This window comes from Pseudomonas sp. LAIL14HWK12:I10 (assembly GCF_900184205.1).
GTDB lineage: Bacteria > Pseudomonadota > Gammaproteobacteria > Pseudomonadales > Pseudomonadaceae > Aquipseudomonas > Aquipseudomonas kermanshahensis.
In genome coordinates this window covers 116,883-134,488 of sequence record NZ_FXWU01000005.1, presented here as the reverse complement: position 1 = coordinate 134,488, position 17,606 = coordinate 116,883, and the positions used below count along the sequence as shown (strand labels likewise).

The window sequence follows — 17,606 nt, the reverse complement described above, 5'->3', positions numbered from 1 at the left end:
CGCCCCGGTCATCAGTGACGCAGTAGGTAGGCACCCGCTGGAACATGCTTTTGCAGCTTCTTACATTTGCCCGGCGGGGGTTGGTGCCCAGGTGGGCGATCGGGGTACCAGATTCGGCATTTGCCTGGCGGCGGCCTGTGGCCCCGCGGTACCTCGAAGGCAGTTTCGTCCATGAGGTATTCAGGCATGCCCACGCGCTGCTGACCGGCAACGCCCTGGCGTTGCTGGGCAGCAGCCAGGGAGACTGATCGCGCGGGCTCCGGGCTGGCCTCTGCGGGTATTACTTGAACGGCCGACGCCTTTACAGCACCCGGCGGCGTACCCGAAATCCGGGCTTGGTTCGCCGCCTCGATCAATTGCAGATTGCGATTGCGCAAGGCCACGTTGCGTCCAACCCGCAGGTTGGAGCGCGCCGCCAGCACTTCAGCCTGTTCGTATTGCCCCTGCTGCAGGCGCAGCACACCCAGGTAGTGCAGCGTGGCGGGGTTGTTCGGCTGGATTTGCAGCGCCCGCTCCAGCGAGGCGGCAGCCTGGTCCAGTTTGCCTTCTGCGTATTGCCTGGAGGCTGTTTCGATCAGCAGGGTCGAGGCTGTGTTACTGCTTGCAGGCGCTGTGCGCTCGCCGGCGGTGATGAAATCGCACGCAGTGATACTGAACAACAGGGTTAAGGCCGACAGCATACGCTTGCTTGACATGAGGAACGCACTCGACGGGTCCAGGTGGGCCTGGTTCGAAAGAAGACGCTATCGACCTGAACATGCCATCGAAGTTCCCATCAACCGCCAGGCCATTGCTTCACCGCCCACTAGCCGCTAGAGTCCGCCCTAGGGCGTTCGCTGCGCCTGCGGTCCGCGCGAAGGGGTGCCCAAGCCACGCTTCATCTCATTTTCATTCCAGCTCCCGGCTTGTCGGCGGACCGAGCCCCAAAGGAGTTGGCATGCCCGCCATCCATGCTTCCCGTCATCACGGCCTGCTCGATCTGGCCGACCTGCGCACACGCGCCAAACGCTTGCTGAAAGCGCTAAACAACGGCGAGGCCGAGGACGCGCGCGCCCAACTGCGCCTACTCGGCCTGACTGGCCCGCATTACAGGCTCGCTGACACCCAGTGGCTGCTGGCCCGCGAAGCGGGTTTTGCCAGTTGGCCAAAGCTCAAGGCGCATGCGGACGCTGTCGCCTTTGCAGCGCGCCACCCAAGCTTCACCGCCGATGGCGAGTCTACCGTGCAGCACTGGCGCTGCGGCAATGACATCGCCCATAGCTTGCGCACAGTGGGCTTTAACGGCGCGTTTCACATGTTCGACGACCCGATGGTCATGGGGCCGGTGCCGGCACTGCCAGAAGATGAGTACTGGCCCGTGCGTGCCGCGTATACGCAACAGGCGTTCAACCTTGGCGCGCAGGACGTCGAGCAGCGCCAGGCTAGGCAGCGCGCAGCACTGGCACAGTTGAACGCTGATAGTGAAGTTGTGCTCTGGTGCGAAGGGGATGCTTACGATCAGCTATTTCTGATCCGGATTCTGGCAAGCCTGCCCTGCCTGCCGCGGCGGCTCGAGCTGATCGAAATTACCGAGGTGCCCGGCGTCGAGCGCTTCATCGGCATCGGCCAACTCGCCCCCGACCTGCTTGCCTGGCTTTGGCCACAACGGCGGCCTTTGGGCCCAGACGCCCTAGCGTTAGCGAAGCAGGCTTGGGCTGCCTATACCGCACCAGCCCCACGCGCTTGGGCTGCCCTTGCGGCTCAGGAACACCCGTGTTTACCCCAATTAAGCGCAGCACTTGCGCGCCAGTTGCAGGAGTTGCCAGGGGCAAAGGATGGCCTGAGCCTCACAGAGCGCTTGCTGTTACGCATCCTCGCGCAAAAGGGTGAGCTCCCAGCCGGCCGAGTGTTTGCACAGCTGATGATGCACGATGAACCGCTGCCTTACCTGGGCGACCTGATGTTCCACGTGCTGCTGCAACCGCTGATCCATGCACCGCACCCGCTGTTGCTGGAAGGCTCAGGAGAGGGCTGGGCGCAACGGCCCTTGAGGCTGACTGCACTGGGCGAAAGCGTTCTCGACGGGCAGGCCAATTGGCTGGATCAGGCGCCTCCCCCGCGCTGGGTTGGCGGTGTACTTATCGACGCTGAGCAAGCGCCTTGGGTCGTCAGCGAGCGAGGCGAAGTCTGGCAGCGCCATTAGGGAAATGCTGCTGGCGCTTGATCTCAAAGGGACTCAGCCCTTTCAAGCGCCGGCACGTACCCGCCGCATCACCAAGCCCACCAGCACCACATTGACCAGTGCCAGCAGGCACAAGGTCACCAATACCCCCATTGAGCCAAAGTGCTCAAACAGATAACCACCCACCAGCGGCGTCAAGGCCTGGCCGATCAGCGAAGGCCGCGACATGCGCCCCATCAGCAGCACATACTGCGCGGGCGGCATCATTGCCAGCGGCAATAGCCCGCGCACGATCGCCCGCAAGCCGTTACCGCAACCGAATACCAGGAGGCCCACGGCCGTGGCCGCCGGCACCAGCGTCACCAGCAGCAAGCCCACCAGCACCAGGCTTACCCAGGCCAGCGCCGTCCAGATTGGGTGGCGCTTGCCCGCCAGAATCTGCAGCACCCGCGAGGCCACCTGGCTGGGGCCGAGCATCGCCGCCAGGCCGATCGCCACCGGCAGCGAATGCCCAAGGCCCTGGAGCACGGCGACCAACTGCACGGCAATCGCCGTCATGATGATCGCGCCAATGGCGAACATGCCGGTCAACAGCAGGTAGAGCTGGCGATCTACCCCGACTGCAGCGCTGTTCTGCTGTACCTTGCGCACCTCGACCTGCCCGCCTTGCGGCAATACACGCCAATACAACGGAGCTACCACCAGTAGCAGCACGACCGCATAGCACACGCAAGTCATGCGCCAGCCCAGGTGCTCGATGGCCAACGCTACGGTCGGCCACGACAGGGTCGAGGCAAAGCCGGCAATCAGGGTGATGCCAGTGATAGCCTTGCCAGCGCCCTCGCCATACAGGCCGCCCAGGGTCGAGAACAAGGCCTCGTACAGCCCCATGGCCATGCCCACACCGATCACCGCCCAAGCCAGCAGGAACACCAACAGGCTGTGGCTGGCAGCCATGATCAGCAGGCCCACTGCAACCACCGCACCACTGGCCGCCATTTGCGGGCGGCCGCCGTAGCGGGCGACCAGGCGGCTGGACAACGGGGCGCACAGCGCCGAGACCATCAGGCTCAGCGACAACGCGCCGTACACCCACTGGCTGGGCCAGCCAGTGTCACGGCTGATCGGGTCGGCCATCACGGCCATGAGGAAGAACGAACCGCCCCAGACCAGGATTTGCAGGATGCCCAGGCAGACGATGCCGAGGGGCCTGGGGAATTGGGGGGTGCTTTTCACTACGAGGCCTTGAGTCACATACGAGGGTGTCTGCCCCGCGAAAGGGCCAGCACAGGCACCCTACCATGCCCACCACCGATGAAATATCCCGACATATCATTCAGCGTGATAATAACCTTCGCCCCGTTCGATTCGTGCCTCACGCGCAAGACACTCACACTCCGCCCACTACTAATACATTGGCGGAGTTCTCCATGGAACAATCACTCAAACCCTTGCGCTTTCCACTCGCTGCCCTGGCAGTCGTAGTGCTCAGCGCTTGCGGTCGAACCCCCGACGCCGTGCAGGCGCCCGCCGCGCCCAAGGTCAGCGTGGCCAAGGTGATCGAGCAGCCGATCAACGAATGGGACGAGTTCACCGGCCGCCTCGAAGCCCCGGAAACCGTCGAAGTGCGGCCACGGGTCTCGGGCCAGATCGACCTGGTTGGTTTCACCGAGGGCGCGCAGGTCAAGAAAGGCGACCTGCTGTTCCAGATCGACCCACGCCCGTTCCAGGCAGAGGTCCGCCGCCTCGAAGCCCAACTGCAACAAGCCAAGGCTACAGCCATTCGCAGCGCCAACGAAGCCCGCCGCGGCGAGCGCCTGCGTGACAGCAACGCGATCTCCGCCGAGCTTGCCGAGTCGCGCAGCAGCGCCGCCGCCGAAGCCCGCGCCGGGGTCGATGCGATCCAGGCCCAACTCGACCTGGCCCGCCTGAACCTGAGCTTCACCCGCGTGACCGCGCCCATCAGCGGCCGGGTCAGCCGTGCCCAGTTCACGGCCGGCAACATCGTCACCGCCGACGTCACCCCGCTGACCAGCGTGGTCTCCACCGACAAGGTCTACGCCTATTTCGACGCCGACGAGCGCGTGTACCTCAAGTACACCCAGCTGGCGCGTGAAGGCCAGCGCGGCCAGGCCACCCCGGTGTACCTCGGCCTGACCAACGAAACCGGCAACCCGCACCTGGGCCAGATGAACTTCGTCGACAACCAGGTCAACCCGCGCACTGGCACCATCCGTGGCCGCGCCGTGTTCGACAACCGCGACGGCCAGTTCACCCCTGGCCTGTATGCCCGCCTGAAGCTGGTCGGCAGCGCCCAGTACGACGCCGTGCTGATCAACGACGAAGCCGTCGGCACCGACCTTGGCAAGAAGTTCGTGCTGGTGATGGACAAGGACAACAAAGCCGCCTACCGCGCGGTAGAGCTGGGACCGAAGCTAGAAGGCCTGCGCATCGTGCGCAGCGGCCTGGCCAAGGACGACCGCATCGTGGTCAGGGGCCTGCAGCGTGTGCGCCCAGGCTCCACGGTAACCCCGGAAGACACCCCGATGGCCAGCGAGCAGACCCTCGCCGCCCTCGCCCAACAGCGCCAGGCCCTGGAGGCCAGCAACCCGGCGCCGAAGGTAGCGGGCGCCACTGTAAAAGTCGCCAGCGCCCAAGCGCCACGCGGTTAAGGGACCACATCGATGAACTTCTCGAAATTCTTCATCACCCGGCCGATCTTCGCGGCGGTACTGTCGCTGGTACTGCTGATCGCAGGGTCGATCTCGCTGTTCCAGTTACCGATCAGCGAATACCCCGAGGTAGTGCCGCCTACAGTGGTGGTGCGTGCCAACTTCCCGGGCGCCAACCCCAAGGTGATCGGTGAAACGGTCGCCGCGCCGCTGGAGCAGGCCATCACCGGCGTGGAGAACATGCTGTACATGTCCTCCCAGTCCACCGCCGATGGCAAGCTGACACTGACCATCACCTTCGCCCTGGGCACTGACCTGGACAACGCGCAGGTGCAGGTCCAGAACCGTGTCACCCGTACCCAGCCCAAGCTGCCGGAAGAAGTGACGCGCATTGGTATCACCGTCGACAAGGCCTCGCCCGACCTGACCATGGTCGTGCACCTGACGTCGCCGGACAACCGCTACGACATGCTCTACCTGTCCAACTACGCCATCCTCAACATCAAGGACGAGTTGGCGCGCCTGGGCGGCGTGGGTGATGTGCAGCTGTTCGGCATGGGCGACTACTCGCTGCGCGTGTGGCTCGACCCTAACAAGACCGCTTCGCGCAACCTGACTGCCAGCGACGTCGTTGCGGCCATCCGTGAGCAGAACCGCCAGGTTGCGGCCGGCCAATTGGGCGCCCCGCCCGCCCCCGGCTCCACCAGCTTCCAGCTGTCAATCAACACCCAAGGCCGGTTGGTCAATGAGGAAGAGTTCGAGAACATCATCATCCGTGCCGGGGCCGATGGCGAAATCACCCGCCTGAAAGACATCGCCCGGGTCGAGCTGGGCTCCAGCCAGTACGCCCTGCGCTCGCTGCTGAACAACCAGCCGGCGGTGGCGATCCCGATCTTCCAGCGCCCAGGCTCCAATGCCATCGACATCTCCGACGAAGTGCGGGCGAAAATGGCCGAGCTGAAGAAGGACTTCCCTGAGGGGATGGACTACAGCATCGTCTATGACCCGACTGTGTTCGTCCGTGGTTCGATCGAAGCGGTAGTGCACACGCTGTTCGAAGCGCTGATCCTGGTCGTCCTGGTCGTGATCCTGTTCCTGCAGACCTGGCGCGCCTCGATCATTCCGCTGCTGGCCGTGCCGGTGTCGCTGATCGGTACCTTTGCCGTGATGCACCTGTTCGGCTTCTCACTCAATGCCTTGTCGCTGTTCGGGCTGGTATTGGCCATCGGTATCGTGGTGGACGACGCCATCGTCGTGGTGGAGAACGTCGAGCGTAATATCGGGCTTGGCCTGAAACCGCTGGAAGCCACGCAAAAGGCCATGAGCGAAGTGACCGGGCCGATCATCGCCACCGCCTTGGTGCTGTGCGCCGTGTTCGTACCTGCGGCGTTCATTTCCGGGCTTACCGGCCAGTTCTACAAGCAATTTGCCCTGACCATCGCCATCTCGACCGTGATCTCGGCATTCAACTCGCTGACCTTGTCGCCGGCCTTGGCGGCTGTGCTGCTCAAAGACCACCACGCGCCCAAGGACCGTTTCTCGCGGTTGCTGGAAAAGCTGCTGGGCAGTTGGCTGTTCGCGCCGTTCAACCGGTTCTTCGACCGTGCCAGCCACAGCTATGTTGGCGGCGTGCGCCGGGTCATCCGCTCCAGCGGCATCGCCCTGTTCGTCTACGCTGGCCTGATGGGCCTGACCTACCTGGGCTTCTCGTCCACCCCGACCGGTTTCGTACCGGCCCAGGACAAGCAGTACCTGGTCGCCTTCGCCCAACTGCCAGACGCCGCCAGCCTCGACCGCACCGAGGCGGTGATCAAGCGCATGAGCGAAATCGCCCTGAAGCAACCGGGTGTTGCCGACTCGGTGGCCTTCCCAGGCCTGTCGATCAACGGTTTCACCAACAGCCCGAACAGCGGCATCGTGTTCACCCCGCTCAAGCCATTTGACGAGCGTAAAGACCCGAGCCAGTCGGCAGCCGCCATCGCCGCCGCGCTGAATGCCCAGTTCGCCGACATCCAAGACGCCTACATCGCGATCTTCCCGCCTCCGCCGGTTCAAGGTTTGGGCACCATCGGCGGCTTCCGCCTGCAGATCGAGGACCGCGGCAACCTGGGCTACGAAGCGCTGTACAAAGAAACCCAGAACATCATCGCCAAGAGCCACAACGTGCCGGAGCTGGCTGGCGTGTTCACCAGCTACCAGGTCAACGTGCCACAGGTCGATGCAGCCATCGACCGCGAAAAGGCCAAGACCCACGGCGTGGCGATCAATGACATCTTCGACACCCTGCAGGTCTACCTGGGCTCGCTGTACACCAACGACTTCAACCGCTTTGGCCGTACCTACCAGGTCAACGTTCAGGCAGAACAGCAGTTCCGTCTCGACGCCGAGCAGATCGGCCAGTTGAAGGTGCGCAACAACCTGGGCGAGATGATCCCGCTGGCGACCTTCCTCAAGGTCAGCGACACCTCCGGGCCTGACCGCGTCATGCACTACAACGGCTTCATCACTGCCGAGATCAACGGCGCGGCGGCACCGGGCTACAGCTCTGGCCAGGCCGAGGCAGCCATTGAAAAACTGCTTAAGGAAGAGCTGCCCAACGGCATGACCTTCGAGTGGACCGACCTGACCTACCAGCAGATCCTCTCAGGCAACACCGCGCTGTTCGTCTTCCCGCTCTGCGTGCTGCTGGCCTTCCTGGTGCTGGCCGCCCAGTACGAAAGCTGGAGCCTGCCGCTGGCGGTGATCCTGATCGTGCCGATGACCCTGCTGTCGGCCATTACCGGGGTGATCATCTCGGGTGGCGACAACAACATCTTCACCCAGATCGGCTTGATCGTACTGGTGGGCCTGGCGTGCAAGAACGCGATCCTGATCGTCGAGTTCGCCAAGGATGAACAGGCCAAGGGCCTCGACCCGCTGGCTGCGGTACTGGAAGCCTGCCGCCTGCGCCTGCGGCCGATCCTGATGACCTCGATCGCCTTCATCATGGGCGTGGTACCGCTGGTGTTCTCCTCCGGTGCCGGCTCGGAAATGCGCCACGCCATGGGTGTCGCGGTGTTCTCGGGGATGATCGGCGTCACTGTATTCGGGCTGTTCCTGACGCCTGTGTTCTTCTTCCTGATCCGCCGTTTCGTCGAACGCCGCCAGGCCCGCAAGGCCGAACGCGTTCAATCGCTGGAGAGCCACGCATGAATATGCTCAAGCCCCTGACCCCGAGCCTGTTGGCCTTGGCCCTGGCGGCCTGTGCGGTGGGCCCGGACTACAAGACGCCGACCACCGAGCCTGCCCATTTCGACACTGAAATGCAGGCCAAGGCCTACGACCGCAGCCGCTTCGAAAGCATCTGGTGGAAGCAGTTCGACGACCCGGTGCTGAACCAACTGGTGCAGGCCTCGCTCGACGGCAACCGTGACCTTCGGGTGGCCTTCGCCCGGCTGAAGTCGGCCCGTGCGATCCGTGAGGACGCCTCGAACGACCAGTTGCCGGTGGTCACCAGCCGTGCCAGCAGCGAAATCGGCAAGGGCCAGGTCCCCGGCCAGACTGAGCAGCGGGTTAACAGCGAACGCTACGACCTGGGCCTGGACATGGCTTGGGAGCTTGACCTGTTCGGCCGTATCCAGCGCCAGATCGAAGCCAGCGAAGCCCAGGAAGCCGCTGCCGCAGCCGACTTGCAGCAGTTGCAGGTCAGCCTGATCGCCGAACTGGTCGACGCCTACGGCCAACTGCGTGGCGCGCAGTTGCGCGAGAACATCGCCCTGGCCAACCTCAAGACTCAGCAAGAATCGCGCAGCATCACCGAAACCCTGCGCGATGCCGGGGTCGGCAACGAACTCGACGTGGTCCGGGCCGATGCGCGCCTGGCCGGCGTCGAGGCCACCGTGCCGCAGCTACAGGCCGAACAGGCGCGTGCCCGCCATCGCATCGCCACCCTGCTTGGTCAACGCCCGGATGCACTGAGCGTCGACCTGTCGCCCAAGGCCCTGCCGGCGATCGCCAAAGCGCTGCCGGTGGGCGACCCTGGCGAGTTGCTGCGGCGCCGCCCGGATATCCGCAGTGCCGAACGCCAGCTGGCGGCCGCTACGGCCAACGTCGGTGTCGCCACCGCTGACCTGTTCCCGCGGGTCAGCCTCAGTGGCTTCCTCGGCTTTACCGCCGCACGCGGCTCGCAGATTGGGTCTTCGGCAGCCAATGCCTGGGGCCTTGGCCCTAGCATCACCTGGGCGGCCTTCGACCTGGGCAGCGTACGGGCCCGCCTGCGCGGTGCCAAGGCAGACGCCGAAGGCGCCCTGGCCAACTATGAGCAGCAGGTGCTGCTGGCCCTGGAAGAGTCGGCCAATGCCTTCAGCGATTACGACAAGACACAGCAGCGCCTGCTGTCGCTGATGCGCCAGAGTGACGCCAGCCGCAAGGCTGCGGAGCTGGCGTCGATCCGTTATCGCGAAGGTACGGTGGACTACCTGGTGTTGCTCGACGCTGAACGTGAACGCCTCAGCGCTGAAGATGCCCAGGCCCAGGGTGAGGTCGAGCTGTACCGGGGTATCGTCTCGATCTACAAAGCCTTGGGCGGTGGCTGGCAACCTGAAACGGTGGCCAGCACGCGCTGATTTCACCCGCTTTATCGACTCCTTTGGTTGGTTCCTCCCCCAACCGTTTGCCCCGCTGGCCTCGGCCTGCGGGGCTTTTTTTGATGCCTTGTACGGGCTGTGACGGCCGTGGCACCGCCAAGCCTTCAGCGGTTGCATTTGCCCCCTAGCTGCCCCAAGCTCTGCCCTTCCTGCCGCCACGGACCGTCCGATGCCCAGACGCAACCGCTACCTGATCGCCTTGCTGCTGCTGATTCTGGTGTCGGCCATGATCAGCTACCTGCCGCGAGACGAACAGCCGGCGCCGCCTACGCTGCCCGCGCACAGCTACGCCAAGGCCTTGCGCCAGGCCCATGAAGGCTTGCCGGGGGCAGCGCGGGTGCTGTACCAGCAGTTGCAACGTAACGACCTGGCCCCCATCCGCCGTGCGGCCCTGTATGCCGAGCTGCCCAACTACCCCTCCCCACAGGCGCTGAAACTCGCGCGCCTGGACCTGGAGCATGCCGACCCGCTGGTACGCCGAGCCGCCATCGCCGGTATCCGCCGCCTGCTCCCCGCCGCGCAACGCAGCCTGGTGCTGGGCCCGTTGCTGGATGATGCGGATCAAAGTGTACGTTTCGCTGCCGTGGACGCCCTGCTGGGCCTCGACCCGGACGCCATAGGCCTGTACTTCGGCCCCTTGCAGGCCGCCCTTGAGCAGTATCAGCAGGCGCTGGAGCTGCAGCCCGAAGACGCCGACGCGCAGGTGCACTTGGCGCGCCTGTACCTGCACGAAAACGACTACACCCAGGCAGCTACGGCCTTGCAACGCGCCCTGCAGGTTGCACCAGGCAATCTGGACGCGCTGGCAACCCAGGTACGCCTGCTGGAGCGCCAGGGCCATCACGACGCCTCCCGCCAAGTGCTGGCCAAGGCTTTGCTGCTGAGCCCCGACTCAGCCTTTCTGCAATATGAGCTCGGGCTCTGGCTCAATCGCCACGAACAGCGTGAGTACGCCTTGCTGGCCTTATCGCGTGCGGTGGAGCTGGACCCGGACAACGCCGACTACCGCTACTCGCTGGCAATGACCTTGCATGAGCTCGACCAGGTCGACGCTGCGCAAAAGCAGCTGGAAACCGTGCTCAATCGGCAACCGGCCAATCGCCGGGCCCGGCTGTTGCTGATCCAGTACTGGAAAGAGACCGGCCAACTGCAGAACGTCCAGGTGCTACTGGCCGAACTAGAGCGCCAGAACCCTGACGATCCGGTGCTGCAACAAGGCCTGTAGGCCCCGCCCCTAATTCGTTGAACCCTAAGCGGCAGCCCGTGGTCCAGTGAGTATCGAACCACTGGCGGCAGGCCAACCTCGGCCCTGCCCACTGTCACAGGAGCGTCGCTTTGGCCAGTTCGTTGGCGCTGGACGAACGTGCCTTGATCCTGGCACCCCCGCAACTTGCCGCGGATACCGCGCGTCTACTGGCGTCCGCTGGCATCGAGAGCCAGTGCACCCTCGACATCGCCAACCTGCACGCCTGCCTGATTGAAGGCGCAGCCTTGGTCATCATCGCCGAACAACATTTCAGCAATGGCCCCAGCGTACCGTTGCAGGGGTTTATCGACCAACAGCCCAGCTGGTCCGACCTGCCCATCTTGTTGATCATGGACTTGGCCGCCACTGCCACCCGGCCTTCTCACCCGCCGGACGGTAACCTGATGCAGTTGCTCTGCCCGCTTGATGACGGGCAAGTGCTGCAGCTGGCGCGTATCGCCCAGCGCAACCGCCGCCATCAATACCTGGCGCGGGATCAACTGTCTGCACTGCAACAGCGGATGGACGCCCGCAGCCAGGAACAGCACAGCAGCGAGCTTGCCCGCACACAAATTCGCAAGATGGAAGCTGTCGGCCAGTTGGCCGGTGGCATTGCTCATGATTTCAACAACCTGCTGACCAGTATCGGCGGTAGCTTCGAGCTGATCGAGCGACGCTTGAGCAAAGGCCGAAGCGACAGCCTGGAAGGCATTTTGCGCATGGGCCAGGAGGCCGTGTCACGCGCAGGAAAATTGACCCATCGGCTGCTGGCCTTTTCCAGCCGGCAATCGTTGCACAGCCAGCGGGTCGACCTGCATGCATTGCTGGAGGCGAAGCGCCTGAACGCTGGCCTGACCCACTCGGTGACCCTGCAACTGCACGTGCCCAACGACCTGTGGGCCGTGGAGGCCGATGATGGGCAACTGCGCGAAGCCCTCGACAACCTGCTGTTCAATGCCTGCGAAGCCATGCCCACCGGCGGCCTGCTGCGTATCGAGGCCAGCAACCAGCAGATTGAGGCCAAGCAGTTCGCCGACGGCGCCCTGAACAGCGGTGATTACCTGCGCCTGCGCATCATCGACAACGGCCAGGGTATGTCGCAGAGCACGTTGGAACACGCTTTCGAGCCGTTTTTCAGCACCAAACCCGTCGGCCAGGGCATCGGCCTTGGCCTTTCTATGGTGTATGGCTTCAGCAAGCAGTCGCATGGGCATGTCACCCTGCAGAGCAAGATCGGCCATGGCACCCAGGTCGACCTGTACTTGCCGCGGCACGTCGGCGAGGCAATGCCCAAACGCCCAGCCCTCGCACCTGCGCCTGACAGCACGGGCCACCATGTGCTGGTGGTCGAAGACGACCCGCATGTGCGCCAATTACTGTGTCAGGCACTGAGCGAAGACGGCTTCCCCTGCCAAACCGCCGCCAACGCCAATGAAGCCCTGCAGATCCTGCGGTCGTCACAACGGATCGACCTGTTGGTCAGCGATGTTGGCCTGCCGGGCATGAATGGACGGCAACTGGCGGAGATCGCACGTACCCTGCGGCCACGCCTGCCGGTGCTGTTCATTACCGGATACGCGGAAACGGCCATGGCTCGCGAAGGCTTCCTCGGCGCTGGCATGCACCTCATATGCAAACCATTCGAGCTCAAGCAGTTGCAGGCGCAGGTGACGCAGATTCTCGGCAAGCCCTGCACCGGTTCAACCGCCTAGCATGTGCAAGGCCTGGTTCGCCAAGTGCTCCAGCGCAAACGGCTTGAGCATCAATGCGGTGCCCGGCTGATCGAGCAACTGGGCTTCGATCGGCTGGTCGGTGTAGCCGGTGATGAACAGAATCTTCTGCGACGGCACGATCATGCGGATTGCCTTGGCCACTTGCCGCCCACTGAACCCACCCGGCAAGCCGATATCCGTGATTACCAGGTCAAAAGGCCCGTCATGGCGGAAGCGGTCCAGCGCTGAATTGGCATCTTGAACGTCACAGATGGCAAACCCGCGCTCGGTGAGAAATTCGCGCATCAGTGCACGCAGGTTGAGTTCGTCATCAACCAACAATACACGCTGGCCTTGTGCACGTTTAACGCTTGGCAGGCATACCGGTTGCTCCTCCGGAACCGGCGCCAGGCTACGCGGAAACAGCATGGAGACTTTCGTCCCTTGGCCTTGGGTCGACTCTATCCACACATAGCCCCCCGACTGCCCGACAAAGCCATAGACCATCGGCAGGCCAAGCCCCGATCCCCGTCCCAGGGGCTTGGTCGTGAAGAACGGTTCAAAGGCCTTGGCGACCTCTGCGGCCGACATCCCGTGGCCGTCATCCTCAACATGCAAGGCCACATAGTCGCCTGGCGGCAGCCCGTTCTCATCCGGGAAATGCGTCGCCAAGCGTTCGTTGACCGTCCTGATCGTGACGGTGCCGCGCTCAAGGCACGCTTCACGGGCGTTCGCGCACAGGTTGATCAAGGCATTTTCAAACTGGGTGACATCGACGCTGACAGCCCAGGGGGTGACGTCCAACTGCCACTGCAGGCTCATTTCCGCGCCCAGCGCCTGCTGCAACAAGGGCTCGATCAGAGACAGCTGTCGGTTGACATTCAGTGGCCTGGCCTCCAGCGGCTGGTTACTGGAAAACGCCAACAGCCGGTGGGTGAGGTTCATGGCCCGTTGCACCGAGTCTCGCGCCAGTTCCACATAGGTCTCGATACGCTCCAGGCGCCCTTGCAGCAAGCGGCGTTGCAACAGCTCGAGGCTGCCACCGATGCCGGACAGCAAGTTGTTCATTTCATGGGCCATGCCCCCTGCCAGCTGGCCAACCACCTCCAGGCGCTCGCTGTTGCGCAACAAGGCCTCGGACTGGCGTGTGGCTTCTTCGCGGTCTGCGGTGATGTCGCGGCCGACGGCGGTCAGTAAGTTGCCATCGAATTTAGCGGACCAGCTAAACCAGCGGTAGTGGCCGTCCTGGTGGCGCAGGCGGATATCGATCTGTTCAGCCTCCTGACCCTGCACAAAGCTGGAGACCGCCACCTGCACTTCAGCGCGGTCCGCTGGGTGGATCAGCTCCAGTATCGACATGTTCTGTACCAACGCCTCACGCCAGCCCAGGATGCGATGCCAGGCGGGGTTGGCGGAGTGCAGCTTCAGCTCACGGGTAACAATCATCGTGGCATCGCGGGACAATTGCCAGATCTGCTCCCGATCGGCCATGTAGCGTTCGAGCTGTTGTTCAAAGGCCGTCGCCTGCTCGCGCCAATGATGGTGCGCCTCGGCACTGGCCTTGGTTTCGATGACCGTATGCAGAAAACCCGCAATGCCACCCTGCTCGTCCCGAATTGGCGAGTAGCCGAAGGCACACCACAAGGGGTCGTTGACGTTGCCACGCTCGATACGTAGCGGCGGGTCTTCGACGAAACTTGAACGGCCTTCGAGGGCCTTGAACACCCAAGGCCCCATGCCCTGCCAGGCATCGTTCCAGAGCACGTCGAACGCCTGCCCCAATGCATCCTGGCCACCGCCCCGGATCATCCGATAGGCGTCATTATGAACCACGCTCAGGTCCGCCCCCCACACCACCGCACACGGGAATGGCGAGCCTTGCATCATGTCGACGGCAATGCGCAGCGAGGCCGGCCAGCGTGGCAGCGGCCCTAGCGACGTACGGCCCCAATCAAATTGGGCAATGCGTTCACCCATGGGATCAGCTGATGCCGGGTTGGACGCCAGCAGGGTGACCTGCGGCTCAACTTCGCGCGGGGTACCGTTTGCGACCAATCTCATGACTCCAATGGCTGATGGGTGGCGACGTTGTTCACGTTAGCACAGCATGCGCTGCATTTATGGCGTACCGGCAGGTGGCAGCTATGCTGATTAGGTTTTCCACTGAGCCATGGAATAGCGGTCCCTTTAGGTTGCCGATGGGAGTGTGGTCATGAGCAAGAAGAAGATGCTGGTAGTGCTGACCAATACGGCCAAGTACCCGACCCTCAAACGGGCAACCGGGCTGTGGTTGGGCGAGGCTGTGCATTTTGTCGAAGAGGTCCAGAACGCAGGCTACAGCGTCGACTATGTCAGCCCCAGCGGCGGCTACGTGCCGATCGACCCGCACAGCCTGCAAATGGCACCCGATCTGGACTGGGCGTGGTACGACGACAAGGACTTCATGACACGTCTGGGTGCCACACTCAGCCCGGGGCTGGTCAAGGCTGACGACTACAGCGTCATCTATTACACCGGTGGGCACGGGGTGATGTACGACTTTGCCAATAACCAGCCGCTGCAAGAGATCGCGCGCAAAATCTATGAGAATAAAGGCATTGTGGCGGCCGTTTGCCACGGCGTTGTCGGCCTTTTGAACATCAAGCTCAGTGACAACAGCCTGCTGCTGAAAGACCGTAAGGTCACCGGTTTTTCCAACATCGAGGAACAACTGGTGGAACTGGACAAGGTTGTGCCTTTTCTCACCGAAAACGAACTGGTTGCTCGGGGCGGTATGTACAGCAAGCACGATGACCCGTGGGCACCTTTCGTGGTTGACGACGATCGGCTGATTACTGGGCAAAACCCAAAATCCACTACATTGTTGGCTGAAAAGGTACTCGCAAAACTCGAGGCATAGTGACGGCTTACGCCTGATTACATCGTTTCTCGAAGCGCGGGCCGCACGCGGACTACATCCGACACGCAATTGATTACATAGGCTCCCAGACTACCTGCCCACCACGGGCAGTATCAGACTGGAGAACAATAGGCTATGTCGAAAATCATGCATGCCGGGCGCAGTTTGCTGGAATTGCTGCTTATCATGGCCATCGGGCTGGTGCCGGTGGTGTCCGGGTTGTTGGTCATGGTGTTTCAGCTGGAGAAAAAGCTGGAGGAAAACGCACAGATCTCCGTCCAGGAAGCGGTATTCACCATCGATAAAGTGCTGGACCGCATGCAAAGCACCGTTATCCTCGCCCAGCCTGTTGCAGGCAAGGCGTGCGCCGAAGTCCACAGCACCCTGCAGGATCAGGTAGCCCGTGACCCCTTGCTACGCGCGTTGACCTTGGTGCGTGACCAGGAAGCGTATTGCAGCACCCACTCGGACTCCCTCGACCATCTTTCGGCCTTCGCCCAGTCCGGGCAACAGGTTGAACTCGCGCTCGACTCGCCAGCATTACCCACTACGCTGGTGACCCACTTTCAGGAGCCGGGCAACAACCCGAGCGTGATCGTGACAGGCTATGCCACTGAACTGCGCAACGAGCTGCGGGCCTTTCAGGATGGCCTGACACTGCTTCTGGAGTTCGGCGACCAATACATCTGGAGCCATGGAGACAGCCGCGACCCGCATCGGCCTTCGCAGCCCGAGTATGCCCAAAGGGCAATCTCCGAGAAGTATGGGTATGCGGTGAGGGGCGGTTATGCCAGAGGCTATACGGCGCAAGAAATCCGCCAATCGATGTTGCAGGTCCTGCCTTCCCTGGTACTGGTAGGCATCGTGACCGGCTCGATCGTCTACTGGGGCTTGTTCAGGGCGCGTCGCAACAAGCGTGGTACCGCCGCCGAAGCGGCATGACGGCGGTACCAGCACCTATCAATCGGTGCTCAATACACCGCGGCGAACCTGGTCCCGTTCGATGGATTCGAACAGGGCCTTGAAGTTACCTTCGCCAAAGCCATCATCACCCTTGCGCTGGATGAACTCGAAGAATACCGGCCCTAGCAAGGTCTCCGAGAAGATTTGCAGCAGCAAACGCTTGTCGCCCTGCTCTGCAGCGCCGTCGAGCAGGATGCCGCGCGCTTGCAGTTGGTCGACAGGTTCACCGTGACCTGGCAGGCGCTCTTCGAGCATCTCGTAGTAGGTCTGCGGCGGCGGGGTCATGAAGCGCATGCCGATGCCCTTCAGGGCATCCCAGGTCTTGAGCAGGTCGTCGGTCAGGAAGGCCACGTGCTGAATGCCTTCGCCGTTGAACTGCATCAGGAACTCTTCGATCTGCCCGGCGCCCTTGGACGATTCTTCGTTGAGCGGAATGCGGATCATGCCATCGGGTGCGGTCATGGCACGCGAGGTCAGGCCGGTGTACTCGCCCTTGATATCGAAGTAGCGGATCTCGCGGAAGTTGAACAGCTTCTCGTAGAACCCGGCCCAGTAGGCCATGCGCCCACGGTAAACGTTATGGGTCAGGTGATCGATGATCTTCAAGCCTGCGCCCACCGGGTTGCGGTCTACGCCTTCGATGAAGTTGAAGTCGATGTCGTAGATCGAGCTGCCTTCTTCAAAGCGGTCGATCAGGTACAGCGGCGCGCCACCGATGCCCTTGATTGCGGGCAGGCGCAGCTCCATCGGGCCGGTTTCGATTTCGACTGGCTGAGCGCCAAGTTCAAGCGCGCGGGCATAGGCTTCGTGAGCATTGCGAACGCGGAACGCCATGCCACAGACCGACGGGCCGTGTTCGGCGGCGAAGTACGAAGCGATGCTCTTGGGTTCGTTGTTCAGAATAAGGTTGATGCCGCCCTGACGGTACAGGTGCACGTCTTTGGAGCGGTGGGTGGCGACCTTGGTGAAACCGAGTATCTGGAAAACCGGCTCGAGCACACCTGGGGTCGGCGATGCCAGCTCGATGAACTCGAAGCCCATCAAGCCCATTGGATTTTCGAAAATATCAGCCATGTTCTTGTCCTCATCTACAGCGAAAAATTAGTGATTTCCGGGGATGTAGAACAGAACAGGCGGTGAGCACGGGATGCCACGCACGCTGCGAGCGAGGAAGCCACCAATGATCAGTTTGAACCCATGGTTTGTCATATGGACCCATTCTCGGCGGGCTTGATTCTCCCGAATGTGGAGAACCTTATTGTTGTATTCGTAACTGGATTCTACAGTGCGTAAATCGGTTTGTCGCGCTTTAGTTCGCCCGCGCCCCC

The 17,606-nt window shown here is 62.6% G+C and carries 12 protein-coding genes; 8 read left to right on the top strand and 4 right to left on the bottom strand.

Features of this window, described 5'->3' with window-relative positions:
- Positions 1-11 precede the first annotated feature (11 nt).
- Positions 12-695: a tetratricopeptide repeat protein gene (locus QOS90_RS13160; RefSeq protein ID WP_085272932.1), complete on the bottom strand. Its 684-nt coding sequence runs from the start codon at positions 693-695 to the stop codon at positions 12-14.
- Between the two features lie 242 nt (positions 696-937).
- Between QOS90_RS13160 and QOS90_RS13155 the strand changes: the two genes are divergently transcribed.
- Positions 938-2,182, top strand: coding sequence for a DUF1835 domain-containing protein (locus QOS90_RS13155; protein ID WP_085272933.1), 1,245 nt, complete (start codon positions 938-940; stop codon positions 2,180-2,182).
- Positions 2,183-2,224: 42 nt separating this feature from the next.
- On the opposite strand, the gene QOS90_RS13150 is transcribed toward QOS90_RS13155, so the two are convergent.
- Complete coding sequence (locus QOS90_RS13150; RefSeq protein ID WP_085272988.1) at positions 2,225-3,346, bottom strand: MFS transporter; 1,122 nt, start codon at positions 3,344-3,346, stop codon at positions 2,225-2,227.
- 245 nt (positions 3,347-3,591) lie between these two features.
- On the opposite strand from QOS90_RS13150, the gene mexE reads away from it, so the two are divergent.
- The 5 genes from mexE (at position 3,592) to QOS90_RS13125 (ending at position 12,416) form a co-directional block, all read left to right on the top strand.
- Positions 3,592-4,833, top strand: coding sequence for a multidrug efflux RND transporter periplasmic adaptor subunit MexE (gene mexE, locus QOS90_RS13145; RefSeq protein WP_027593415.1), 1,242 nt, complete (start codon positions 3,592-3,594; stop codon positions 4,831-4,833).
- 12 nt (positions 4,834-4,845) lie between these two features.
- The gene (locus tag QOS90_RS13140; protein WP_085272934.1) at positions 4,846-8,025 is read left to right on the top strand and encodes an efflux RND transporter permease subunit; all 3,180 of its coding nucleotides are present in this window, start codon (positions 4,846-4,848) and stop codon (positions 8,023-8,025) included.
- Positions 8,022-9,437, top strand: a complete 1,416-nt coding sequence (locus tag QOS90_RS13135) for an efflux transporter outer membrane subunit (RefSeq protein ID WP_027593417.1) — start codon at positions 8,022-8,024, stop codon at positions 9,435-9,437. The genes QOS90_RS13140 and QOS90_RS13135 overlap by 4 nt, the downstream gene beginning before the upstream one ends.
- Before the next feature lie 190 nt (positions 9,438-9,627).
- Complete coding sequence (locus tag QOS90_RS13130) at positions 9,628-10,683, top strand: tetratricopeptide repeat protein (protein ID WP_027593418.1); 1,056 nt, start codon at positions 9,628-9,630, stop codon at positions 10,681-10,683.
- Between the two features lie 110 nt (positions 10,684-10,793).
- A complete protein-coding gene (locus QOS90_RS13125) occupies positions 10,794-12,416 on the top strand; it encodes a response regulator (RefSeq protein ID WP_027593419.1) in 1,623 nt (540 codons plus the stop codon).
- Here the strand turns inward: QOS90_RS13125 and QOS90_RS13120 are convergent.
- Positions 12,405-14,477, bottom strand: a complete 2,073-nt coding sequence (locus QOS90_RS13120; protein ID WP_085272935.1) for a hybrid sensor histidine kinase/response regulator — start codon at positions 14,475-14,477, stop codon at positions 12,405-12,407. The two genes, QOS90_RS13125 and QOS90_RS13120, sit on opposite strands and share 12 nt — an antisense overlap.
- A 151-nt stretch (positions 14,478-14,628) precedes the next feature.
- Here QOS90_RS13120 and QOS90_RS13115 point away from each other — a divergent pair, with 151 nt between their 5' ends.
- Positions 14,629-15,315: a type 1 glutamine amidotransferase domain-containing protein gene (locus tag QOS90_RS13115; RefSeq protein WP_085272936.1), complete on the top strand. Its 687-nt coding sequence runs from the start codon at positions 14,629-14,631 to the stop codon at positions 15,313-15,315.
- Between the two features lie 135 nt (positions 15,316-15,450).
- Positions 15,451-16,257, top strand: a complete 807-nt coding sequence (locus QOS90_RS13110; protein WP_027593422.1) for a CSS-motif domain-containing protein — start codon at positions 15,451-15,453, stop codon at positions 16,255-16,257.
- An 18-nt stretch (positions 16,258-16,275) separates the two neighbouring features.
- Here QOS90_RS13110 and hppD read toward each other — a convergent pair whose 3' ends face one another.
- Positions 16,276-17,352, bottom strand: coding sequence for a 4-hydroxyphenylpyruvate dioxygenase (gene hppD, locus QOS90_RS13105; RefSeq protein ID WP_027593423.1), 1,077 nt, complete (start codon positions 17,350-17,352; stop codon positions 16,276-16,278).
- Positions 17,353-17,606 lie beyond the last annotated feature (254 nt).